We start from the raw sequence: 22,426 nt of genomic DNA on the forward strand, positions 1-22,426 counted from the left end.
CACACTTCTCATATTCATTACGATGATTGGTCGCATTATGTTACATAAAAAAACGCTTCTTTTCGCAGCATTATCCGCCGCTCTCTGGGGAGGTGCAACACAGGCCGCAGATGCCGCCGTTGTCGCTTCGCTTAAACCCGTTGGGTTCATCGCTTCTGCCATTGCTGATGGGGTAACAGAAACAGAGGTTTTACTTCCTGACGGCGCTTCAGAACATGATTATTCACTGCGCCCATCGGATGTAAAACGCTTACAGAACGCGGACTTAGTCGTTTGGGTTGGCCCGGAGATGGAAGCGTTTATGCAAAAACCGGTAAGCAAATTACCAGGAGCGAAGCAGGTAACGATTGCGCAGCTTGAAGATGTGAAACCGCTACTGATGAAAAGTATTCACGGCGATGATGATGATCACGACCACGCGGAAAAAAGTGACGAAGATCACCATCACGGCGATTTCAACATGCATCTTTGGCTTTCCCCAGAGATAGCGCGGGCTACAGCGGTTGCAATCCATGGAAAATTAGTGGAACTTATGCCGCAAAGTCGAGCCAAACTTGACGCCAACCTGAAGGATTTTGAGGCACAATTAGCCTCAACCGAAACGCAGGTTGGTAACGAGCTCGCGCCGCTCAAGGGGAAAGGTTATTTCGTTTTTCACGATGCTTACGGCTATTTCGAAAAACAGTTTGGACTGACACCGCTTGGTCATTTTACCGTTAACCCTGAGATTCAACCTGGCGCGCAGCGTTTACATGAAATAAGAACACAGTTGGTTGAGCAAAAAGCAACCTGCGTTTTTGCTGAGCCACAGTTCAGGCCAGCGGTCGTTGAGAGCGTCGCACGAGGGACATCCGTTCGTATGGGAACGTTGGATCCCCTGGGGACGAATATCAAACTGGGTAAAACAAGCTATTCAGAATTCCTGAGTCAATTAGCCAACCAGTATGCGAGCTGCCTGAAAGGAGATTAATGAGGAAGTGATTACGTGCAACAGATAGCCCGCTCTGTCGCCCTGGCGTTTAATAATTTACCGCGACCACACCGCGTTATGTTGGGGTCGCTCACCGTTCTTACTCTGGCCGTCGCTGTCTGGCGGCCTTATGTTTATCACCGTGATGCCACGCCAATTGTCAAAACCATTGAGCTGGAACAGAACGAAATTCGTTCGCTCTTACCTGAAGCCAGTGAGCCGATTGATCAAGCTGCACAAGAAGATGAAGCCATTCCCCAGGACGAACTGGATGACAAAATCGCCGGTGAAGCGGGCGTGCATGAATATGTTGTTTCCACTGGCGATACGCTAAGCAGCATTCTCAATCAGTATGGTATTGATATGGGTGATATCACCCAACTGGCTGCGGCCGACAAAGAATTGCGTAACCTGAAAATCGGTCAACAACTCTCCTGGACATTAACCGCGGACGGCGAACTGCAGCGCCTCACCTGGGAAGTGTCTCGTCGTGAAACCCGAACCTATGACCGTACTGCCGCTAACGGTTTTAAAATGACCAGCGAAATGCAGCAAGGAGAGTGGGTTAACAATCTGCTGAAAGGTACCGTCGGGGGAAGCTTTGTTGCCAGCGCCAGAAACGCCGGTTTAACCAGCGCCGAAGTGAGCGCAGTGATTAAAGCCATGCAGTGGCAAATGGATTTCCGCAAACTGAAAAAAGGCGATGAATTTGCGGTGTTAATGTCTCGAGAAATGCTTGATGGTAAACGTGAGCAAAGCCAGCTGCTGGGCGTACGTTTGCGTTCAGAAGGTAAAGATTATTACGCTATCCGCGCTGAAGATGGCAAATTCTACGATCGTAACGGTACTGGTCTGGCGAAAGGATTCTTGCGATTCCCGACGGCGAAACAGTTCCGTATCTCGTCTAACTTTAACCCGCGTCGTACTAATCCGGTGACCGGTCGCGTTGCACCACACAGAGGTGTTGATTTCGCCATGCCGCAGGGTACGCCAGTGCTTTCAGTGGGTGACGGTGAAGTGGTGGTTGCCAAACGCAGTGGCGCAGCAGGTTATTATGTGGCTATTCGTCATGGTCGCAGCTACACCACGCGTTATATGCACTTGCGCAAGATTCTGGTGAAACCGGGACAGAAGGTGAAACGTGGCGACCGTATCGCGCTTTCCGGTAATACCGGACGTTCAACCGGGCCGCATCTGCACTATGAAGTATGGATAAACCAGCAGGCCGTAAACCCGCTGACGGCAAAACTGCCGCGTACCGAAGGGCTGACCGGCTCCGATCGTCGCGAATTCCTGGCGCAGGCCAAAGAGATTGTGCCGCAGCTACGGTTTGATTAATTAACATCCATTCGCAGCCGGTACGCAGTCAGTACCGGCTTTTTTTATTTGGTGCGGGGCAAGTTGCGCCGCTACACTATCACCAGATTGATTTTTGCCTTATCCGAAACTGGAAAAGCATGGAAACGAAAAAAAATAATAGCGAATACATTCCTGAGTTTGATAAATCCTTTCGCCACCCGCGCTACTGGGGAGCATGGCTGGGCGTAGCAGCGATGGCGGGTATCGCTTTAACGCCGCCAAAGTTCCGTGATCCCATTCTGGCACGGCTGGGACGTTTTGCCGGACGACTGGGAAAAAGCTCACGCCGTCGTGCGTTAATCAATCTGTCGCTCTGCTTTCCAGAACGTAGTGAAGCTGAACGCGAAGCGATTGTTGATGAGATGTTTGCCACCGCGCCGCAAGCGATGGCAATGATGGCTGAGTTGGCAATACGCGGGCCGGAGAAAATTCAGCCGCGCGTTGACTGGCAAGGGCTGGAGATCATCGAAGAGATGCGGCGTAATAACGAGAAAGTTATCTTTCTGGTGCCGCACGGTTGGGCCGTCGATATTCCTGCCATGCTGATGGCCTCGCAAGGGCAGAAAATGGCAGCGATGTTCCATAATCAGGGCAACCCGGTTTTTGATTATGTCTGGAACACGGTGCGTCGTCGCTTTGGCGGTCGTCTGCATGCGAGAAATGACGGTATTAAACCATTCATCCAGTCGGTACGTCAGGGGTACTGGGGATATTATTTACCCGATCAGGATCATGGCCCAGAGCACAGCGAATTTGTGGATTTCTTTGCCACCTATAAAGCGACGTTGCCCGCGATTGGTCGTTTGATGAAAGTGTGCCGTGCGCGCGTTGTACCGCTGTTTCCGATTTATGATGGCAAGACGCATCGTCTGACGATTCAGGTGCGCCCACCGATGGATGATCTGTTAGAGGCGGATAATCATACGATTGCGCGGCGGATGAATGAAGAAGTCGAGATTTTTGTTGGTCTGCGACCAGAACAATACACCTGGATACTAAAATTGCTGAAAACTCGCAAACCGGGCGAAATCCAGCCGTATAAGCGCAAAGATCTTTATCCCATCAAATAAAAAAGCCTCTCGCGAGGAGAGGCCTTCGCCTGATGATAAGTTCAAGTTTGCTTCAGAATATTCGAAATCTGTTGAACTATCATTGAACTGTAGGCCGGATGTGGCGTTTTCGCCGCATCCGGCAACGTACTTACTCTACCGTTAAAATACGCGTGGTATTAGTAGAACCCACGGTACTCATCACGTCGCCCTGGGTGACAATCACCAGGTCACCAGACATCAAGTAACCTTTATCGCGCAGCAGATTAACCGCTTCGCTGGCAGCTGCTACGCCGTCATTAGCGCTATCAAAGTGCACCGGCGTAACGCCACGATAGAGAGCAGTCAGGTTCAGCGTACGTTCATGGCGCGACATGGCGAAAATTGGCAGACCAGAGCTGATACGGGAGGTCATCAGCGCGGTACGACCCGATTCGGTCATGGTGATGATCGCCGTAACGCCTTTCAGGTGGTTAGCTGCGTACATTGCTGACATGGCAATAGCTTCTTCCACATTGTCGAACTGAACGTCCAGACGGTGTTTAGAAACGTTGATGCTCGGGATTTTTTCCGCACCCAGGCAAACGCGCGCCATGGCTGCAACGGTTTCTGACGGATACTGCCCAGCGGCAGTTTCTGCAGACAGCATCACAGCGTCAGTACCATCCAGAACGGCGTTTGCTACGTCCATGACTTCTGCACGCGTCGGCATCGGGTTAGTAATCATTGACTCCATCATCTGGGTCGCCGTGATTACCGCTCGGTTTAGCTGACGCGCACGACGGATCAACGCTTTCTGAATGCCGACCAGTTCCGGGTCGCCAATTTCCACACCGAGGTCGCCACGTGCAACCATTACCACGTCAGAGGCGAGGATGATGTCATCCATTGCATCCTGGCTGCAAACGGCTTCCGCACGTTCAACCTTGGCAACAATTTTCGCATCACATCCTGCATCGCGTGCCAGGCGACGGGCATAGTTCAGATCTTCGCCACAGCGTGGGAAGGAGACAGCCAGGTAATCTACGCCAATCAACGCCGCAGTCTTAATGTCTGCTTTGTCTTTTTCGGTCAGCGCTTCAGCCGACAAACCGCCGCCAAGTTTGTTGATACCTTTATTGTTGGAGAGGGGACCACCGACGGTGACTTCGGTGAACACTTTCATGCCCTGAACTTCCAGTACTTTTAACTGGACGCGACCATCGTCCAGCAGCAGGATGTCACCAGGCACGACGTCAGCAGGCAGGCCTTTGTAGTCGATACCGACTTTTTCTTTGTCGCCTTCACCTTTACCCAGGTTGGCGTCGAGCAGGAATTTATCCCCAATATTGAGGAAAACTTTGCCTTCTTTAAAGGTGGATACACGGATTTTGGGCCCCTGGAGGTCACCCAGAATAGCCACATGACGCCCCAGTTTTGCGGCAATCTCACGAACTTTATCCGCGCGCATTTTGTGATCTTCAGGCGAGCCGTGAGAAAAGTTCATACGTACAACGTTGGCACCCGCCGCGATAACTTTTTCAAGATTATTATCGCGATCTGTTGCTGGGCCTAACGTGGTAACGATTTTTGTTCTGCGAAGCCTTCTGGACATGTAATACTCCGTTGACTGAAACAACCAGGTGTTGCTTGAACATGAAATCCGAATGAAATAACGCCGCGATGGCGATAAATTAATCTCATTCGGATGTCGTATAAGATTAGGACAGTGACAGTCGTTTTTAGCGATCGTCACTTAAATTAAGTAACTGCTTATCAAAACGCGATTCCTTCAGCGCTTCTTTGACCCGCTTCAAGTTATCTCTGAATTTTGCACCGCGTCGCAAAGTAAATCCTGTCGCCAGCACATCTATCACGGTCAGCTGTGCAAGTCGAGAAACCATGGGCATATAAATGTCAGTATCTTCCGGTACGTCGAGGGTAATTGCCAGCGTTGCTTCCCGGGCGAGCGGGGTACCCGCAGAGGTGAGGGCAATCACCATGGCGTCGTTTTTGCGTGCCAGCTGCGCCAGCTCGACCAGATTTTTTGTTCTTCCAGTGTGAGAAATCAGCACCACCACGTCTCCGTCGCTACAATTCATACAACTCATGCGTTGCAGCACGATATCATCGGAGTACACCACCGGAACATTAAAACGAAAGAACTTATTCATCGCATCGTGGGCAACGGCGGCTGAAGAGCCTAATCCGAAAAAGGCGATTTTTTTTGCCTGAGTGAGCAAGTCGACGGCGCGGTTGATGGCAGATTTATCCAGTGAATGACGGACATGATCAAGCGTTGCCATTGCGGACTCAAATATTTTCCCTGTGTATGATTCAACGCTGTCATCTTCATTGACATTGCGATTAACATAGGGAGTGCCATTCGCCAGACTCTGTGCCAGATGAAGTTTAAAATCAGGAAAACCGCGCGTGTCCATGCTGCGACAGAAACGATTCACCGTCGGTTCGCTAACATTGGCTTCCAGTGCCATAGCAGCAATACTCGAATGGATCGCGTTATCGGGCGAAGCCAGAATGACCTCGGCAACTTTGCGCTCTGATTTGCTCAAATGTTCCAGCTGAGACTGGATTTTTTCCAGCATATTCATGATGTAAAGAGACTCACGGGTAATGACGATTTCCGCACTGAAAGAAATCGAAATGCAGTTTTGTCAGATATTACGCCTGTGTGCCGTGTTAATGACAAAAGCAGATAAAAAAGTTGTTATTTTTTTTCATAACATGATCAGTGTCAGATTTTTACCCAATGGAAAACGATGATTTTTTTATCAGTTTTGCCGCACTTTGCGCGCTTTTCCCGTAATCGCACGGGTGGATAAGCGTTTACAGTTTTCGCAAGCTCGTAAAAGCAGTACAGTGCACCGTAAGAAAATTACAAGTATACCCTGGCTTAAGTACCGGGTTAGTTAACTTAAGGAGAATGACATGGCGGTAACGCAAACAGCCCAGGCCTGTGACCTGGTCATTTTCGGCGCGAAAGGCGACCTTGCGCGTCGTAAATTGCTGCCTTCCCTGTATCAACTGGAAAAAGCCGGTCAGCTCAACCCGGACACCCGGATTATCGGCGTAGGGCGTGCTGACTGGGATAAAGCGGCATATACCAAAGTTGTCCGCGAGGCGCTCGAAACTTTCATGAAAGAAACCATTGATGAAGGTTTATGGGACACCCTGAGTGCACGTCTGGATTTTTGTAATCTCGATGTCAATGACACTGCTGCATTCAGCCGTCTCGGCGCGATGCTGGATCAAAAAAATCGTATCACCATTAACTACTTTGCCATGCCGCCCAGCACTTTTGGCGCAATTTGCAAAGGGCTTGGCGAGGCTAAACTGAATGCTAAACCGGCACGCGTAGTCATGGAGAAACCGCTGGGGACGTCGCTGGCGACCTCGCAGGAAATCAATGATCAGGTTGGCGAATACTTCGAGGAGTGCCAGGTTTACCGTATCGACCACTATCTTGGTAAAGAAACGGTGCTGAACCTGTTGGCGCTGCGTTTTGCTAACTCCCTGTTTGTGAATAACTGGGACAATCGCACCATTGATCATGTTGAGATTACCGTGGCAGAAGAAGTGGGGATCGAAGGGCGCTGGGGCTATTTTGATAAAGCCGGTCAGATGCGCGATATGATCCAAAACCACCTGCTGCAAATTCTCTGCATGATTGCGATGTCTCCGCCATCTGACCTGAGCGCAGACAGCATCCGCGATGAAAAAGTGAAAGTACTGAAGTCCCTGCGCCGCATCGACCGCTCCAACGTACGCGAAAAAACCGTACGTGGGCAATATACTGCGGGCTTCGCCCAGGGCAAAAAAGTGCCGGGATATCTGGAAGAAGAGGGCGCGAACAAGAGCAGCAATACAGAAACCTTCGTGGCGATCCGCGTCGACATTGATAACTGGCGCTGGGCCGGTGTGCCATTCTACCTGCGTACTGGTAAACGTCTGCCGACCAAATGTTCTGAAGTCGTGGTCTATTTCAAAACACCTGAACTGAATCTGTTTAAAGAGTCGTGGCAGGATCTGCCGCAGAATAAACTGACTATCCGTCTGCAACCTGATGAAGGCGTGGATATCCAGGTACTGAATAAAGTTCCTGGCCTTGACCACAAACATAACCTGCAAATCACCAAGCTGGATCTGAGCTATTCAGAAACCTTTAATCAGACGCATCTGGCGGATGCCTATGAACGTCTGCTGCTGGAAACCATGCGTGGTATTCAGGCACTGTTTGTACGTCGTGATGAAGTGGAAGAAGCCTGGAAATGGGTAGACTCCATTACTGAGGCGTGGGCGATGGACAATGATGCGCCGAAACCGTATCAGGCCGGAACCTGGGGACCCGTTGCCTCGGTGGCGATGATTACCCGTGATGGTCGTTCCTGGAATGAGTTTGAGTAATATCTGCGCTTATCCTTTATGGTTATTTTACCGGTAACATGATCTTGCGCAGATTGTAGAACAATTTTTACACTTTCAGGCCTCGTGCGGATTCACCCACGAGGCTTTTTTTATTACACTGACTGAAACGTTTTTGCCCTATGAGCTCCGGTTACAGGCGTTTCACTCATAAATCCTCTGAATGAAACGCGTTGTGAATCATCCTGCTCTGACAACTCAATTTCAGGAGCCTTTATGAATCCACAAATGTTACGCGTAACAAATCGAATCATTGAACGTTCGCGCGAGACTCGCTCTGCTTATCTCGCCCGGATAGAACAAGCGAAAACGTCGACCGTTCATCGTTCGCAGTTGGCATGCGGTAACCTGGCACACGGTTTCGCTGCCTGCCAGCCAGAAGACAAAGCCTCTTTGAAAAGCATGTTGCGTAACAATATCGCCATCATCACCTCCTATAACGACATGCTCTCCGCGCACCAGCCTTATGAACACTATCCAGAAATCATTCGTAAAGCCCTGCATGAAGCGAATGCGGTTGGTCAGGTTGCGGGCGGTGTTCCGGCGATGTGTGATGGTGTCACCCAGGGGCAGGATGGAATGGAATTGTCGCTGCTAAGCCGCGAAGTGATAGCGATGTCTGCGGCGGTCGGGCTGTCCCATAACATGTTTGATGGTGCTCTGTTCCTCGGGGTGTGCGACAAGATTGTCCCGGGTCTGACGATGGCAGCCCTGTCGTTTGGTCATTTGCCTGCGGTGTTTGTACCGTCTGGACCGATGGCAAGCGGTTTGCCAAATAAAGAAAAAGTGCGTATTCGCCAGCTTTATGCCGAAGGTAAAGTGGACCGCATGGCCCTACTGGAGTCAGAAGCCGCGTCTTATCATGCGCCGGGAACATGTACTTTCTACGGTACTGCCAACACCAACCAGATGGTGGTGGAGTTTATGGGGATGCAGTTGCCAGGCTCTTCTTTTGTTCATCCGGACTCTCCGCTGCGCGATGCTTTGACCGCTGCCGCTGCGCGTCAGGTTACACGCATGACCGGTAATGGTAATGAATGGATGCCGATCGGTAAGATGATCGATGAGAAAGTGGTGGTGAACGGTATTGTTGCACTGCTGGCGACCGGTGGTTCCACTAACCACACCATGCACCTGGTGGCGATGGCGCGCGCGGCCGGTATTCAGATTAACTGGGATGACTTCTCTGACCTTTCTGATGTTGTACCGCTGATGGCACGTCTCTACCCGAACGGTCCGGCCGATATTAACCACTTCCAGGCGGCAGGTGGCGTACCGGTTCTGGTGCGTGAACTGCTCAAAGTAGGTCTGCTGCATGAAGATGTCAATACGGTGGCAGGCTTTGGTCTGTCTCGTTATACGCTTGAACCATGGCTGAATAATGGTGAACTGGACTGGCGGGAAGGGGCGGAAAAATCACTCGACGGCAATGTGATCGCTTCCTTCGAACAACCTTTCTCTCATCATGGTGGGACAAAAGTGTTAAGCGGTAACCTGGGCCGTGCGGTTATGAAAACCTCTGCCGTGCCGGTTGAGAACCAGGTGATTGAAGCGCCAGCGGTTGTTTTTGAAAGCCAGCATGACGTTATGCCGGCCTTTGAAGCGGGTTTGCTGGACCGCGATTGTGTCGTTGTTGTCCGTCATCAGGGGCCAAAAGCGAACGGAATGCCAGAATTACATAAACTCATGCCGCCACTTGGTGTATTATTGGACCGGTGTTTCAAAATTGCGTTAGTTACCGATGGACGACTCTCCGGCGCTTCAGGTAAAGTGCCGTCAGCTATCCACGTAACACCAGAAGCCTACGATGGCGGGCTGCTGGCAAAAGTGCGCGACGGGGACATCATTCGTGTGAATGGACAGACAGGCGAACTGACGCTGCTGGTAGACGAAGCGGAACTGGCTGCTCGCGAACCGCACATTCCTGACCTGAGCGCGTCACGCGTGGGAACAGGACGTGAATTATTCAGCGCCTTGCGTGAAAAACTGTCCGGTGCCGAACAGGGCGCAACCTGTATCACTTTTTAAGACGACAAATTTGTAATCAGGCGAGAGAAAACTCTGATGAAAAACTGGAAAACAAGTGCAGAATCAATCCTGACCACCGGCCCGGTTGTACCGGTTATCGTGGTAAAAAAACTGGAACACGCGGTGCCGATGGCAAAAGCGTTGGTTGCTGGTGGGGTGCGCGTTCTGGAAGTGACTCTGCGTACCGAGTGTGCAGTTGACGCTATCCGTGCTATCGCCAAAGAAGTGCCTGAAGCGATTGTGGGTGCCGGTACGGTGCTGAATCCACAGCAGCTGGCAGAAGTCACTGAAGCGGGTGCACAGTTCGCAATTAGCCCGGGTCTGACCGAGCCGCTGCTGAAAGCTGCTACCGAAGGGACTATTCCTCTGATTCCGGGGATCAGCACTGTTTCCGAACTGATGCTGGGTATGGACTACGGTTTGAAAGAGTTCAAATTCTTCCCGGCTGAAGCTAACGGCGGCGTGAAAGCCCTGCAGGCGATCGCGGGTCCGTTCTCCCAGGTCCGTTTCTGCCCGACGGGTGGTATTTCTCCGGCTAACTACCGTGACTACCTGGCGCTGAAAAGCGTGCTGTGCATCGGTGGTTCCTGGCTGGTTCCGGCAGATGCGCTGGAAGCGGGCGATTACGACCGCATTACTAAGCTGGCGCGTGAAGCTGTAGAAGGCGCTAAGCTGTAAAAGTCAAAATGCCCGATCGAGGATCGGGCATTTTTGTAGCGTTTTTTTGCCGGGTTTAACCCTGTACTTTTACCTGTCCGGCGGCGTGCTTCGCGCGTTCAATGGCGTCAACAACACTCTCAGCGGTCGCCAGCGCAACACCCAGACGACGGCTGCCATCAATTTCCGGCTTACCAAATAAACGAATCTGCAAATCTGCGCCTACGGCATTCTGCACATTATCAAACGTGACATTCTGACTGGTCAGTTGTGGCAGAATAACGGCAGAAGCTGCAGGACCATACTGACGGATCCCGCCAACCGGAAGTCCGAGGAAGGCACGTACATGCAGGGCAAACTCTGAGAGATCTTGAGAAATTAACGTCACCATCCCGGTATCATGTGGACGAGGGGAGACCTCACTGAAAATCACCTCATCACCACAGACAAATAGCTCGACACCAAACAACCCATAACCGCCCAGTGCCAGCACCACTTTACGGGCAATCTCCTGCGCACGTTCAAGGGCAAGCGGGCTCATTTGCTGTGGTTGCCAGGATTCACGGTAGTCGCCATCTTCCTGGCGATGACCTACTGGTGCACAGAAATGGACGCCATCCACCGCGTTGACGGTTAGCAGGGTAATTTCGAAGTCAAACTTAACGACGCCTTCAACAATTACGCGGCCCGCTCCGGCGCGACCGCCTTGCTGAGCGTATTCCCATGCCTGAGCAAGTTGCTCTGCAGAGCGAATAAACGTCTGCCCCTTGCCGGAAGAGCTCATCACCGGTTTTACAATGCAGGGATAGCCAATGGCGGCAACCGCCTCGCGGAAAAGGCTTTCGCTATCGGCAAAACGATAAGTGGAAGTGGGCAGCTGCAGCTCTTCTGCCGCCAGGCGACGGATACCCTCGCGATTCATCGTTAATTTCGTTGCGCGAGCGCAGGGGACAACATTCAGTCCTTCCTCTTCAAGTTGGATCAGCATATCGGTGGCAATAGCTTCGATCTCCGGCACGATATAATGTGGTTTTTCCAGTTCAACCACACGGCGTAATGCATCACCATCAAGCATATTAATGACATGGGAGCGATGCGCGACATGCATGGCTGGTGCGTCGGAATAGCGATCGACGGCAATCACCTCTACGCCGAGACGCTGACACTCGATTGCCACTTCTTTACCCAGTTCACCGGAGCCTAATAACATCACGCGAGTTGCTGCCGGACGCAGCGCAGTGCCTAATAACGTCATAACGAATATCCCCTGATTAATTCCGCGCGCAGTATAAACGAAAACGTTTGCGCGTGTCTTTATTGCTGATGTTGATTTCTCAACCGAAAAGAAATATACTGTATAAAATCACAGTTATTATGAGAGGCTGCAAATGGCGGTTGAAGTTAAATACGTAGTCATTCGTGAGGGCGAAGAGAAAATGTCGTTTACCAGCAAAAAGGAAGCCGATGCTTATGATAAAATGCTTGATACGGCGGATCTGCTTGACACCTGGCTGACAAATTCTCCAGTGCAAATGGAAGACGAGCAACGTGAAGCCCTTTCGCTATGGCTGGCAGAACAAAAAGATGTGCTGAGCACCATTCTGAAAACCGGCAAATTACCGTCCCCACAGGTCGTCGGTGCTGAATCCGAAGAGGAAGATGCCTCACACGCGGCCTGAAGCAACTTGCGCTCCTGACAATTTGTACCATGCTTTCTCCTGAATCATTGTGCTATGGAGAAAAACATGAAAAAAAGAGGGGCGTTTTTAGGGCTGTTGTTGGTTTCTGCCTGCGCATCAGTTTTCGCTGCCAATAATGAAACCAGCAAGTCGGTCACTTTCCCAAAGTGTGAAGGTCTGGATGCTGCCGGAATTGCCGCGAGCGTAAAACGTGATTATCAACAAAATCGCGTGGCGCGCTGGGCAGATGATCAAAAAATTGTCGGTCAGGCCGATCCCGTGGCTTGGGTCAGTTTGCAGGACATTCAGGGTAAAGATGATAAATGGTCAGTACCGCTAACCGTGCGTGGTAAAAGTGCCGATATTCATTACCAGGTCAGCGTGGACTGCAAAGCGGGAATGGCGGAATATCAGCGGCGTTAATGGCTTCTGATAATTCGATTGACCGTTGGCGGATGCGGCGCGAGTGCCTTGTCCGCCCCAGAACGCACCACAATCGTAGGCCTGAGAAGACGCAACAGCGTCGCATCGGGCAATCAGCATCAAACAATGCCACTCAAAACGACAAACTACTTTCACCTAAAATACCCTTATCACCTGATATACAGTAAATACCTTACCTGGCGCGAATTTCTTTGAATAACGGCCTACCGCCCCGCTTATTTGCGCATCTTTTGTCTCGATATACATTTTCTGACATCCTCATCCGCTATGCTACAGGCACTAAAAATGGTTATTGAGGAGCAAATATGGCTAACTGGTTAAATCAACTGCAATCCCTGCTTGGGCAAAGCAGTTCTTCTACCTCCTCGTCTGCGGATCAGGGATTGGGCAAACTGTTAGTGCCAGGCGCATTAGGCGGACTGGCTGGGCTGCTGGTCGCAAATAAATCAGCACGTAAACTTCTTACGAAATATGGCACCAACGCGTTACTGGTTGGCGGCGGAGCGGTAGCGGGTACGGTGCTGTGGAATAAATACAAAGATAAAATTCGCGCGGCGCATCAGGACGAACCGCAGTTTGGCGCGCAAAGTACGCCGCTGGATGAGCGTACGGAACGTTTGATCCTTGCGCTGGTCTTTGCCGCTAAAAGTGATGGTCATATTGATGCCAAAGAACGTGCGGCAATCGACCAGCAATTGCGTGAAGCCGGCGTGGAAGAGCAGGGGCGTGTACTCATTGAGCAGGCAATCGAACAACCGCTGGATCCACAACGCCTGGCTACCGGGGTCCGCAATGAAGAAGAGGCGCTGGAAATCTATTTCCTGAGTTGCGCGGCTATTGATATTGACCATTTTATGGAACGCAGTTACCTGAATGCACTGGGTGACGCGCTGAAAATCCCCCAGGATGTTCGTGACGGCATTGAACGCGATCTCGAACAGCAAAAACGCACTTTGGCGGAATAATTCCGCTCTCTGGATAGCCTGAAGTTGACTATTTCGGGCTATCCAGAACCGCACAGCCATTTGAACAGGCTGATTTTCTCTGTCTGCATAACATTCGATATCCGCGCCATTACCTGTCATCATCTAAGCAATGACGACCCTGTTTCGCTTGCATCCCCGGTGAGTTTTGCCACCCTTATAAGATGTTTCAACCAGAAAGAACAATAACATGCTACCAAAAGCCGCCCGCATTCCCCACGCCATGACGCTTCATGGCGATACGCGCATCGATAATTACTACTGGCTGCGGGACGATACGCGTTCTCAGCCAGAAGTCCTGGACTACCTGCAACAAGAAAATAGTTACGGTCATCGGGTGATGGCCTCACAACAAGCCTTGCAGGATCGCATCTTAAAGGAAATCATCGACCGCATTCCGCAACGAGAAGTTTCTGCGCCCTACATCAAAAATGGCTACCGCTATCGGCATATTTATGAACCAGGCTGTGAATATGCTATCTACCAGCGTCAATCGGCATTCAGTGAAGAGTGGGATGAGTGGGAAACATTGCTCGATGCCAATAAGCGCGCAGCTCATAGTGAGTTTTATTCGATGGGCGGAATGGCGATTACGCCCAATAACACCATCATGGCGCTGGCAGAAGATTTTCTTTCCCGACGCCAGTACGGCATTCGTTTTCGTAATCTGGAAACAGGTAACTGGTACCCGGAACTGCTGGATAACGTTGAACCCAGCTTTGTCTGGGCAAATGACTCCTGGACTTTCTACTATGTTCGCAAGCATCCGGTGACGCTGCTGCCTTATCAGGTCTGGCGTCACGCCATCGGTACGCCAGCATCGCAAGATAAACTGATTTACGAAGAAAAAGACGATACCTATTACGTCAGCCTGCATAAAACGACCTCGAAGCACTATGTAGTTATTCATTTGGCCAGCGCCACCACCAGTGAAGTTCGCCTGCTGGACGCGGAAATGGCCGATGCCGAGCCGTTTGTTTTTCTGCCGCGCCGCAAAGATCACGAATACAGCCTTGATCACTACCAGCATCGTTTTTATCTGCGTTCCAACCGCCACGGCAAAAACTTTGGCTTATACCGTACCCGTATGCGTGATGAGCAACAGTGGGAAGAGTTAATTCCGCCACGCGAAAACATCATGCTGGAAGGGTTTACGCTGTTTACCGACTGGCTGGTGGTTGAAGAGCGTCAGCGCGGGTTAACCAGTTTGCGCCAAATTAACCGCAAGACCCGGGAAGTCATTGGTATTGCCTTTGATGATCCAGCCTATGTGACCTGGATTGCCTACAATCCAGAACCTGAAACCGCGCGATTGCGTTATGGTTATTCTTCCATGACCACACCAGACACTTTGTTTGAACTGGATATGGATACCGGTGAGCGTCGTGTATTAAAACAAACAGAAGTGCCCGGTTTTGATGCGGCGAATTACCGCAGTGAACACCTGTGGATAGTCGCCCGTGATGGCGTCGAAGTTCCGGTTTCGTTGGTCTACCATCGCAAACATTTTCGCAAAGGACACAACCCGTTGCTGGTGTATGGCTATGGTTCTTACGGCGCAAGTATTGATGCCGATTTCAGTTTTAGCCGCTTGAGTTTATTAGATCGTGGCTTTGTCTACGCCATTGTCCATGTTCGCGGCGGTGGTGAGCTGGGGCAACAATGGTACGAAGACGGAAAATTTCTGAAGAAGAAAAATACGTTTAATGATTATCTTGATGCCTGCGATGCATTGTTAAAACTGGGCTATGGCTCTCCTTCGCTTTGTTATGCGATGGGCGGGAGTGCGGGGGGCATGTTGATGGGCGTTGCAATTAATCAACGCCCGGAATTATTCCACGGCGTTATCGCCCAGGTACCGTTTGTTGATGTTGTAACAACGATGCTTGATGAATCAATTCCTCTTACCACTGGTGAGTTTGAAGAGTGGGGTAACCCGCAGGATCCGCAATATTACGAGTACATGAAAAGCTACAGCCCGTATGACAACGTCACCGCACAGGCTTATCCGCATTTACTGGTAACGACCGGTTTGCACGATTCTCAGGTGCAATATTGGGAACCGGCAAAATGGGTCGCTAAATTGCGCGAGCTGAAAACCGATGACCATCTTTTATTGCTCTGTACCGACATGGACTCAGGCCATGGCGGTAAATCTGGTCGCTTTAAATCGTACGAAGGCGTAGCGATGGAATATGCTTTTCTGGTCGCGCTGGCGCAGGGAACATTACCCGCTACGCCTGCGGATTAAGTATTTTCCAGATAATGTTTCAGTGTTAAACGCAGCTCCGGGCTCATGCTGTCCAGGTTATTAAATAACCAGCGCAGATAGCCCGGATCGCGTTCGGCAACGTCGGAAACCGCTTTGCCACGGTATTTGCCAAAGGTGAAGGTCGTCATCAACGACGGACGTCCGGTGATATCGGCCATCTGTTCTGCCGTCCAGCCGGAGGTGTTCATAATATCGATAAGCAACGCGGCGGTGATATAACAGTCATACAACGCGCGGTGATGATGCAGGCCCGGCGGCGTCTGTACATTGAGCGTCCGTGTTTTATATAACGCCATATTGCTGTACTTGATTCCTGGCCACAAGCGACGGGCCAGTTTCATGGTGCAAATCCACTCACCGGGCATCTCAGGCAGTACGCGGCGGTCAAAGCTGGCGTTGTGCGCGACATACCATTCACTGCCGTAATAGTGTGGGATCACATCTTCAATCCACGGTTTATCGGCGACCATGGCTTCGGTGATGCGATGAATCGCCATCGCTTGTGGACTAATAGGACGATCGGGGCGCACCAGGTGGCTCATGGGGTTGACGATTTTTCCGTCAATGACATCAACAGAGGCAATCTCAACGATCCCTCCCTGCAAACCGCAGGTTTCTGTATCGATAATGCGCAACATGGCATGCTCCAGGCCGAAAAAGCCTAGCGTAATGGAATGATATCGCCTTGCCAACCCTGTGATGAACGCTGACCGACTAACAATAATGAACCATGATCGGCGCGAACGATGAGACGACCATATTCATCCCATAGTGCACTGTTACCACGGGCATTTGCCATCAGCACAGCAATCGAGTACTGATGTGAAAAAAATTGTAAGCGACGGGCCGACGCCAGCAGGTCGGGTTCTCCCAGACATTGCCCTGTCGTAAACAGTGAACAGGTCGGGTCCATATCCATACCTTGCGGTTGTTCATCGACCACCGTGATGGTTCTGGAACGACGGCCCAGACATGCACCATGACTCTGATGGTAGATCCCAGGCGTTTTTCGCCACGGTGCGAACACCGCAATTCCACGAATAAAGCGATCGTTATATTCAACGGGAAGGCCGGCAATGATGGTCATTCGCCAGGTCGTTGCGGCATAACAAAGCGGGTCTAACAGTGAGAGATCGGGTGGGGCAGGAAGGGCACGTCGCGAATAATCACACCCCAGTAAAGAAAGCGATGGAAAAACTAACAGCTGACATTGTTGCCTGGCGGCGGCCCTCACAAACTCCAGATGATGAGCTACCTGTTCGGTGAGTGAGGTTTTACGAGGCTCATATTGCGCTGCTGCAACTTTCCAGAACGACATAATGACTTCCTTTTCAAAATGACTGCAAATTATGGGTGCGGTTTAGAAAATACTCATAATTTAGCAGGCGTTATGTAAGAAAGTGTAACCCTGTATAAGTTTTATTTAAGTTTGGGCTCGTAAGGTAAACGTGACAGATTGACCGAAGCCAAACGGTGGGCAATAAGCCGCTCGCGAAACCAGCTGCGCAAATGTTCAGGCTGTTCACGTTCAACCGCTTCAGCGATCACCGGCATATTGTAGCGTTCTTTAAATGCCACCCCGGCCGCCGCCAAATCGACATTCACTTTATCCATTTCTGTTTGATCCAGTTTAGCCAGATTCTTCAGCATTCTTAATCTCCTCATCATTCGCGGGCAAAAGTTACTAAGAGTGAGCCAGGATGGCAAGCCGGAATTGATGATCCTCGACTCAGACATTAGACAAGGTTATGCTCTGTAAAAAAGTTATTACAAAAAGGAATAGATAATATGGCTTCAACTGCACGCTCCCTTCGCTACGCGCTGGCAATCCTGACCACTTCGTTGGTGACACCTTCCGTCTGGGCACATGCGCATTTAACGCATCAGTATCCTGCGGCAAACGCGCAAGTGACAGCTGCACCGCAGGCAATCACTTTAAACTTCTCGGAAGGTGTGGAAACAGGATTCAGTGGTGCAAAAATCACGGGGCCAAAAAACGAAAATATTAAAACATTACCGGCGAAGCGAAATGAGCAGGACCAAAAGCAACTGATTGTTCCACTGGCCGATTCGCTGAAACCCGGAACCTACACCGTTGACTGGCATGTTGTTTCGGTGGACGGGCATAAAACGAAAGGACACTACACCTTTAGCGTGAAATAAATCATGCTGGCGTTTACCTGGATCGCGCTGCGATTTATCCATTTCACCTCGCTGATGCTGGTTTTTGGCTTCGCAATGTACGGTGCCTGGCTGGCCCCCTTAACGATTCGTCGTTTGCTGGCGAAGCGTTTTCTGCGTTTACAACAGCACGCTGCCGTCTGGAGTTTGATCAGTGCCACTGCAATGCTCGCCGTTCAGGGCGGGTTGATGGGAACGGGATGGACAGATGTATTTTCGCCAAACATTTGGCAGGCTGTTTTACAAACGCAGTTTGGTGGCGTCTGGTTATGGCAAATTGTTCTCGCCCTCGTAACGTTGATCGTCGCCCTTATGCAACCGCGGAATATGCCACGTTTGCTGTTTATGCTCACTACCGCGCAATTTTTTCTGCTGGCGGGAGTGGGGCATGCGACGCTGAATGAAGGGGTAACGGAGAAAATCCATCAGACTAATCACGCGATTCACCTGATTTGTGCGGCGGCGTGGTTTGGGGGATTACTGCCGGTGCTCTGGTGTATGCAACTCATCAAAGGCCGTTGGCGACACCAGACTATTCAGGCGCTGATGCGTTTTTCCTGGTGCGGGCATTTTGCGGTGATCGGCGTACTGGCAAGCGGCGTGCTTAATGCATTGTTGATTACCGGATTTCCCCCCACGCTTACGACTTACTGGGGCCAACTCTTATTGCTCAAAGCCATCCTGGTGATGATTATGGTGGTCATTGCGCTGGCTAATCGTTATGTTCTTGTACCGCGCATGAGGCAGGATGAAGATCGTGCGGCACCCTTGTTTGTGTGGATGACTAAACTCGAATGGGCGATAGGTGCGGTAGTACTGGTGATCATCAGCCTGCTTGCGACTCTCGAACCTTTTTGATGGATTACGAAAATGATGAAAAAAAGTATTCTGGCGTTTCTGTTACTCACCAGTTCTGCAGCGGCGCTGGCGGCACCGCAGGTGATTACCGTCAGCCGTTTTGAAGTGGGTAAAGACAAATGGGCGTTTAATCGCGAAGAGGTGATGCTGACTTGCCGACCGGGTAATGCTTTGTATGTCATCAACCCAAGTACCCTCGTGCAGTATCCTTTAAACGATATCGCACAAAAGGAAGTTGCCAGTGGGAAGACTAAAGCCCAGCCGATTTCGGTGATTCAGATTGATGATCCTAACAATCCCGGCGAAAAAATGAGTCTGGCACCGTTTATAGAACGAGCTGAAAAACTCTGTTAATTACCTAAATAGCCTTTTGATTTCCAATAAAAAAACCGCCTCAGTTCTTTCACCAGAACGGGCGGTTTTTAACATTTAAGCTGATGACTACCGCGCTTTTTATTGACCATTTTGCACGCAAACTGGAAAACCTGGCGTCGTCATCTATTCTTAAAGGGCAAGGCAACTAAGCCTGCATTAATGCCAACTTTTAGCGCACGGCTCTCTCCCAAGAGCCATTTCCCTGGACCGAATACAGGAATCGTGTTCGGTCTCTTTTTATCTGTTAAAAGCCAGAAGCATTTCCTTCGCTGACTTTATAGTCAACCATAACACACACTCTACTGTCTGAGTCCAGCGTTTTTTAACATTCTTGTTAAGATTATGTGATCTTTAGCGCGGGAGGAAAATATTGATGAAACAGCCTGCGCCCGTTTATCAGAGAATTGCGGGTCATCAATGGCGACATATCTGGCTTTCTGGCGATATACACGGTTGTCTTGAGCAGTTGCGCCGCAAATTATGGCATTGTCGTTTTGATCCGTGGCGAGATTTACTTATCTCAGTGGGAGACGTTATCGATCGTGGGCCGCAAAGTTTACGTTGTCTGCAGTTACTGGAACAACATTGGGTTTGTGCGGTAAGAGGCAATCATGAACAGATGGCGATGGATGCGCTGGCATCCCAGCAGATGTCTTTGTGGTTGATGAATGGCGGCGACTGGTTTATTGCGCTGGCAGATAATCAACAGAAACAAGCGAAAACGGCGCTGGAAAAATGTCAGCATTTGCCCTTTATTCTTGAAGTACATAGTCGCACCGGCAAACATGTTATTGCTCATGCCGATTATCCAGATGATGTTTATGAATGGCAAAAGGACGTTGATTTGCATCAGGTCTTGTGGAGCCGCTCGCGATTAGGTGAACGCCAAAAAGGGCAGGGAATTACAGGTGCTGATCATTTCTGGTTTGGTCATACACCGTTGCGCCATCGCGTGGATATTGGCAACCTGCATTATATTGATACAGGTGCTGTCTTTGGGGGCGAACTGACTCTTGTGCAATTGCAATAATTAAAAATCACCATACTCCTGTGCAGGTCGCCAGAAACCATCTATAAAATCCTCAATCGGAAAACAACCGCCATGGCGGATCCGTTGATCGCTCATAGAATAAAGACACTGCTGTTCCGTGTTGTAGACATCCACAACGATATCTTCACAACCGCCATCCAGGTAGCAAACAAAAAGTACCAGCGCGAACATTTCATCCCCGAAGTGTGGTGCCGTACCGTTAAGTTTAGGAGAGATTTTACAACGGGGGAATAACCAGGACAAATAACCCGCCATGCCGACGGGTTCTTTTTGGATCAGGCAAGACGCATAATCCAGGCATCAGATTGTTGATCGTAACGGGTACGGTAAAGGACAGAGTGTTCGCCATTTAGCAGGGCAGGGATACTGGTTTCAGCATCCCAGGCATCCAGTTGCATACATAAATCGGGGTCAGATTTACAAGGAATGGTTAATGTTCGATCACCCGGCGATTCACCGTGTAATTCGCCGTCGTCGATTTCAAAAGCGCCTATGCGCACACTGGTTTTCATCTTCGTGCTCTCCATTTAGCTGCCGGTTGTGGTACGACCAGTCCGATCGCACCATTTTTCAGCCTAGTTGAGGCAGCCGAATGTGCCAGTCAAAAAGTGCGCTTTTTTTGTGCGCTGTCAGGCGTTACCGGTAAAAAGTTTCCCATCGCGCACCAGTTCACGCGGATAGCTGTTTTTCAATCGCGAACCAATCCGTTTGGCTAAACCAATCGGTTGATGCTGGAAAGTAACCAACACGTCATCCGCCACTGGCGCGGCTTGCGGGTAAACATCGCGCCCGCGATACCACTCCTCCGCTTCCTGCGGTGTCAGTTCAAAAGCGTTCACATTGTCGGGGGTGGCAAGGGCAATAACTGCTTCATGCTGCCAGCGATAACCTTTGTTGTGCGTTTCGGCAAGTTTAATCCCCAAGCGAGAAAATCGGACTTTACCGATCAGGGCTTCAATGCCCACCGGGAACAACCACAGTTCTTTGTCGCGTTGCCAGAGTCGCAGGTTTCCATCCCAGTTTAAGCCAACACTTGCAGCCGCCTGACGAATTTGTCCGGCTTCGCGATCTTTCACCGGGCTGAACGGGAAATTGCCCACTTTGTATTTGGGGGCGGGTAAGGCGGGGATCGCCTGAGTTTTACGCAGACGAGCAACGAAGAAGCCTTCGCAGTCGTAAATTTGTGGGAAAACATGCAAAAAGCCTTCTTCGGTCAGCGCTTTGTTTGCACCAGGGAAGAGATCGCCAAGTGGTAAAAACTCTACTGCGTCGGGGTAAGTCTCTTTCAGCCACAGGCAAACGGCTTCGTTTTCTTCCTGGTTTAAGGTACAGGTCGAGTAAACCAGCGTACCACCAGGACGTAATGCATGAAAGGCGCTGTCGATAAGCTCCCGTTGTGTAGCTGCGATTTCCTGATTGCTTTCTGGTGACCAGTTTTTTAGCGCATCGGGATCTTTACGCACCACGCCTTCGCCAGAGCAGGGAGCGTCCAGCAAAATGGCATCGAACATTTCTGGCACTGCCGCACCAAACACGCGGCCATCAAAATGTGTGAGCGCAACATTACTGATGCCACAGCGGCTGATATTGGCATGTAACACTTTTACCCGACTGGCGGAAAACTCATTGGCAAGGATTGCCCCTTCGTTATTCATCCGCGCGGCAATTTGCGTCGTTTTGGAGCCTGGCGCAGCTGCGACATCCATCACCCGCTGTGGTGCATTATCGTCAGCAAACAAGGCGGCAACGGGCAACATTGAACTGGCTTCCTGAATATAAAACAGGCCGCTTAAATGCTCGGCGGTACTACCCAATGGCAATGCATCTTCATTGTCGCGTTCAATCCAGAAACCTTCTTCACACCACGGAATTGGCGTAAGCGTCCAGCCATAAGGAGCGGTTAATTGCAGGAAATCAGCAACGGAGATTTTCAGCGTATTAACGCGAATGCTGCGGCGCAACGGGCGCTGACAGGCGGCAAGAAAATCATCAAATGAGAGCGTCGAAGGCATCGCTTCGCGCATTTGTGTCAGAAAGGCGTCCGGGAAATAAACGGTGTGTTGGGCCACGAGCATGTACCACTGGCAAAAAAACAGGC

General features: G+C 50.5%; 23 protein-coding genes. 14 read left to right on the forward strand and 9 right to left on the reverse strand.

Annotation, left to right across the window (positions count from 1 at the left end; all coding sequences use genetic code 11):
- Positions 1-37 precede the first annotated feature (37 nt).
- The 3 genes from znuA to lpxM all read left to right on the forward strand — a co-directional run bounded on the left by znuA (position 38) and on the right by lpxM (position 3,399).
- Positions 38-970 carry a zinc ABC transporter substrate-binding protein ZnuA gene (gene znuA, locus K0778_RS10100; RefSeq protein WP_001300644.1) on the forward strand — a complete coding sequence of 311 codons (933 nt, stop codon included), beginning with the start codon at positions 38-40 and terminating at the stop codon, positions 968-970.
- A 15-nt stretch (positions 971-985) separates the two neighbouring features.
- Positions 986-2,308 (forward strand): murein DD-endopeptidase MepM, encoded by a 1,323-nt coding sequence (gene mepM / locus K0778_RS10105; protein WP_001184045.1) that lies wholly within the window; start codon positions 986-988, stop codon positions 2,306-2,308.
- A gap of 119 nt (positions 2,309-2,427) precedes the next feature.
- Positions 2,428-3,399, forward strand: a complete 972-nt coding sequence (lpxM, locus tag K0778_RS10110; protein ID WP_153449077.1) for a lauroyl-Kdo(2)-lipid IV(A) myristoyltransferase — start codon at positions 2,428-2,430, stop codon at positions 3,397-3,399.
- Positions 3,400-3,529: 130 nt separating this feature from the next.
- Here lpxM and pyk read toward each other — a convergent pair whose 3' ends face one another.
- The gene (gene pyk / locus K0778_RS10115; protein ID WP_000091148.1) at positions 3,530-4,972 is read right to left on the reverse strand and encodes a pyruvate kinase; all 1,443 of its coding nucleotides are present in this window, start codon (positions 4,970-4,972) and stop codon (positions 3,530-3,532) included.
- 127 nt (positions 4,973-5,099) lie between these two features.
- Positions 5,100-5,969 carry a DNA-binding transcriptional regulator HexR gene (gene hexR / locus K0778_RS10120; protein WP_021823808.1) on the reverse strand — a complete coding sequence of 290 codons (870 nt, stop codon included), beginning with the start codon at positions 5,967-5,969 and terminating at the stop codon, positions 5,100-5,102.
- A 337-nt stretch (positions 5,970-6,306) separates the two neighbouring features.
- Here hexR and zwf point away from each other — a divergent pair, with 337 nt between their 5' ends.
- The 3 genes from zwf to kdgA all read left to right on the forward strand — a co-directional run bounded on the left by zwf (position 6,307) and on the right by kdgA (position 10,506).
- Complete coding sequence (gene zwf / locus K0778_RS10125) at positions 6,307-7,782, forward strand: glucose-6-phosphate dehydrogenase (RefSeq protein WP_000301727.1); 1,476 nt, start codon at positions 6,307-6,309, stop codon at positions 7,780-7,782.
- 234 nt (positions 7,783-8,016) lie between these two features.
- Positions 8,017-9,828 carry a phosphogluconate dehydratase gene (gene edd / locus K0778_RS10130; protein WP_063084779.1) on the forward strand — a complete coding sequence of 604 codons (1,812 nt, stop codon included), beginning with the start codon at positions 8,017-8,019 and terminating at the stop codon, positions 9,826-9,828.
- 36 nt (positions 9,829-9,864) lie between these two features.
- On the forward strand, positions 9,865-10,506 hold the full coding sequence (gene kdgA / locus K0778_RS10135; protein WP_000800512.1) for a bifunctional 4-hydroxy-2-oxoglutarate aldolase/2-dehydro-3-deoxy-phosphogluconate aldolase: 642 nt from the start codon (positions 9,865-9,867) through the stop codon (positions 10,504-10,506).
- Between the two features lie 55 nt (positions 10,507-10,561).
- Here the strand turns inward: kdgA and purT are convergent, their stop codons facing one another.
- Entirely contained in the window at positions 10,562-11,740 is a 1,179-nt protein-coding gene (purT, locus tag K0778_RS10140; protein ID WP_000173509.1) for a formate-dependent phosphoribosylglycinamide formyltransferase, read from the reverse strand.
- 133 nt (positions 11,741-11,873) lie between these two features.
- Between purT and yebG the strand changes: the two genes are divergently transcribed.
- The 4 genes from yebG to ptrB all read left to right on the forward strand — a co-directional run bounded on the left by yebG (position 11,874) and on the right by ptrB (position 15,842).
- Positions 11,874-12,164, forward strand: coding sequence for a DNA damage-inducible protein YebG (gene yebG, locus K0778_RS10145; RefSeq protein WP_000257738.1), 291 nt, complete (start codon positions 11,874-11,876; stop codon positions 12,162-12,164).
- 66 nt (positions 12,165-12,230) lie between these two features.
- Positions 12,231-12,587, forward strand: a complete 357-nt coding sequence (yebF, locus tag K0778_RS10150; RefSeq protein ID WP_001295500.1) for a protein YebF — start codon at positions 12,231-12,233, stop codon at positions 12,585-12,587.
- Positions 12,588-12,913: 326 nt separating this feature from the next.
- Complete coding sequence (locus K0778_RS10155; RefSeq protein ID WP_000024745.1) at positions 12,914-13,573, forward strand: tellurite resistance TerB family protein; 660 nt, start codon at positions 12,914-12,916, stop codon at positions 13,571-13,573.
- 208 nt (positions 13,574-13,781) lie between these two features.
- Entirely contained in the window at positions 13,782-15,842 is a 2,061-nt protein-coding gene (gene ptrB, locus K0778_RS10160; RefSeq protein ID WP_000936967.1) for an oligopeptidase B, read from the forward strand.
- Here the strand turns inward: ptrB and exoX are convergent.
- From exoX to holE, 3 genes are all read right to left on the reverse strand, one after another.
- On the reverse strand, positions 15,839-16,501 hold the full coding sequence (gene exoX / locus K0778_RS10165) for an exodeoxyribonuclease X (protein ID WP_063084778.1): 663 nt from the start codon (positions 16,499-16,501) through the stop codon (positions 15,839-15,841). The two genes, ptrB and exoX, sit on opposite strands and share 4 nt — an antisense overlap.
- Before the next feature lie 23 nt (positions 16,502-16,524).
- Positions 16,525-17,181, reverse strand: a complete 657-nt coding sequence (gene yobB, locus K0778_RS10170; RefSeq protein ID WP_000011657.1) for a carbon-nitrogen hydrolase family protein YobB — start codon at positions 17,179-17,181, stop codon at positions 16,525-16,527.
- A gap of 101 nt (positions 17,182-17,282) precedes the next feature.
- Entirely contained in the window at positions 17,283-17,513 is a 231-nt protein-coding gene (gene holE, locus K0778_RS10175; RefSeq protein ID WP_000916763.1) for a DNA polymerase III subunit theta, read from the reverse strand.
- A 138-nt stretch (positions 17,514-17,651) separates the two neighbouring features.
- Between holE and yobA the strand changes: the two genes are divergently transcribed.
- The 4 genes from yobA to pphA all read left to right on the forward strand — a co-directional run bounded on the left by yobA (position 17,652) and on the right by pphA (position 20,307).
- Positions 17,652-18,026 (forward strand): CopC domain-containing protein YobA, encoded by a 375-nt coding sequence (gene yobA, locus K0778_RS10180; RefSeq protein WP_000168747.1) that lies wholly within the window; start codon positions 17,652-17,654, stop codon positions 18,024-18,026.
- A 3-nt stretch (positions 18,027-18,029) separates the two neighbouring features.
- A complete protein-coding gene (copD, locus tag K0778_RS10185; protein WP_000879294.1) occupies positions 18,030-18,902 on the forward strand; it encodes a copper homeostasis membrane protein CopD in 873 nt (290 codons plus the stop codon).
- 12 nt (positions 18,903-18,914) lie between these two features.
- A complete protein-coding gene (locus K0778_RS10190; protein WP_000976472.1) occupies positions 18,915-19,256 on the forward strand; it encodes a YebY family protein in 342 nt (113 codons plus the stop codon).
- 394 nt (positions 19,257-19,650) lie between these two features.
- A complete protein-coding gene (pphA, locus tag K0778_RS10195) occupies positions 19,651-20,307 on the forward strand; it encodes a protein-serine/threonine phosphatase (RefSeq protein WP_000812724.1) in 657 nt (218 codons plus the stop codon).
- Here the strand turns inward: pphA and K0778_RS10200 are convergent, their stop codons facing one another.
- The 3 genes from K0778_RS10200 to rsmF form a co-directional block, all read right to left on the reverse strand.
- On the reverse strand, positions 20,308-20,499 hold the full coding sequence (locus K0778_RS10200; protein ID WP_001296140.1) for a YebW family protein: 192 nt from the start codon (positions 20,497-20,499) through the stop codon (positions 20,308-20,310).
- A 104-nt stretch (positions 20,500-20,603) separates the two neighbouring features.
- A complete protein-coding gene (locus K0778_RS10205) occupies positions 20,604-20,840 on the reverse strand; it encodes a YebV family protein (RefSeq protein ID WP_001295499.1) in 237 nt (78 codons plus the stop codon).
- Positions 20,841-20,957: 117 nt separating this feature from the next.
- Entirely contained in the window at positions 20,958-22,397 is a 1,440-nt protein-coding gene (gene rsmF, locus K0778_RS10210; RefSeq protein WP_000057022.1) for a 16S rRNA (cytosine(1407)-C(5))-methyltransferase RsmF, read from the reverse strand.
- Positions 22,398-22,426: the final 29 nt, after the last annotated feature.

This window comes from Escherichia sp. XD33 (assembly GCF_019375075.1).
GTDB lineage: Bacteria > Pseudomonadota > Gammaproteobacteria > Enterobacterales > Enterobacteriaceae > Enterobacter > Enterobacter flexneri_A.

What these genes read in the sequence shown, in the direction of transcription:
- znuA (WP_001300644.1), top strand. Translation starts at nt 38, where the DNA reads ATGTTACATAAAAAAACGCTTCTTTTCGCAGCATTATCCGCCGCTCTC.
- lpxM (WP_153449077.1), top strand. Translation starts at nt 2,428, where the DNA reads ATGGAAACGAAAAAAAATAATAGCGAATACATTCCTGAGTTTGATAAA.
- pyk (WP_000091148.1), bottom strand. Translation starts at nt 4,972, where the DNA reads ATGTCCAGAAGGCTTCGCAGAACAAAAATCGTTACCACGTTAGGCCCA.
- hexR (WP_021823808.1), bottom strand. Translation starts at nt 5,969, where the DNA reads ATGAATATGCTGGAAAAAATCCAGTCTCAGCTGGAACATTTGAGCAAA.
- zwf (WP_000301727.1), top strand. Translation starts at nt 6,307, where the DNA reads ATGGCGGTAACGCAAACAGCCCAGGCCTGTGACCTGGTCATTTTCGGC.
- edd (WP_063084779.1), top strand. Translation starts at nt 8,017, where the DNA reads ATGAATCCACAAATGTTACGCGTAACAAATCGAATCATTGAACGTTCG.
- kdgA (WP_000800512.1), top strand. Translation starts at nt 9,865, where the DNA reads ATGAAAAACTGGAAAACAAGTGCAGAATCAATCCTGACCACCGGCCCG.
- purT (WP_000173509.1), bottom strand. Translation starts at nt 11,740, where the DNA reads ATGACGTTATTAGGCACTGCGCTGCGTCCGGCAGCAACTCGCGTGATG.
- yebG (WP_000257738.1), top strand. Translation starts at nt 11,874, where the DNA reads ATGGCGGTTGAAGTTAAATACGTAGTCATTCGTGAGGGCGAAGAGAAA.
- yebF (WP_001295500.1), top strand. Translation starts at nt 12,231, where the DNA reads ATGAAAAAAAGAGGGGCGTTTTTAGGGCTGTTGTTGGTTTCTGCCTGC.
- K0778_RS10155 (WP_000024745.1), top strand. Translation starts at nt 12,914, where the DNA reads ATGGCTAACTGGTTAAATCAACTGCAATCCCTGCTTGGGCAAAGCAGT.
- ptrB (WP_000936967.1), top strand. Translation starts at nt 13,782, where the DNA reads ATGCTACCAAAAGCCGCCCGCATTCCCCACGCCATGACGCTTCATGGC.
- exoX (WP_063084778.1), bottom strand. Translation starts at nt 16,501, where the DNA reads ATGTTGCGCATTATCGATACAGAAACCTGCGGTTTGCAGGGAGGGATC.
- yobB (WP_000011657.1), bottom strand. Translation starts at nt 17,181, where the DNA reads ATGTCGTTCTGGAAAGTTGCAGCAGCGCAATATGAGCCTCGTAAAACC.
- holE (WP_000916763.1), bottom strand. Translation starts at nt 17,513, where the DNA reads ATGCTGAAGAATCTGGCTAAACTGGATCAAACAGAAATGGATAAAGTG.
- yobA (WP_000168747.1), top strand. Translation starts at nt 17,652, where the DNA reads ATGGCTTCAACTGCACGCTCCCTTCGCTACGCGCTGGCAATCCTGACC.
- copD (WP_000879294.1), top strand. Translation starts at nt 18,030, where the DNA reads ATGCTGGCGTTTACCTGGATCGCGCTGCGATTTATCCATTTCACCTCG.
- K0778_RS10190 (WP_000976472.1), top strand. Translation starts at nt 18,915, where the DNA reads ATGATGAAAAAAAGTATTCTGGCGTTTCTGTTACTCACCAGTTCTGCA.
- pphA (WP_000812724.1), top strand. Translation starts at nt 19,651, where the DNA reads ATGAAACAGCCTGCGCCCGTTTATCAGAGAATTGCGGGTCATCAATGG.
- K0778_RS10200 (WP_001296140.1), bottom strand. Translation starts at nt 20,499, where the DNA reads ATGTTCGCGCTGGTACTTTTTGTTTGCTACCTGGATGGCGGTTGTGAA.
- K0778_RS10205 (WP_001295499.1), bottom strand. Translation starts at nt 20,840, where the DNA reads ATGAAAACCAGTGTGCGCATAGGCGCTTTTGAAATCGACGACGGCGAA.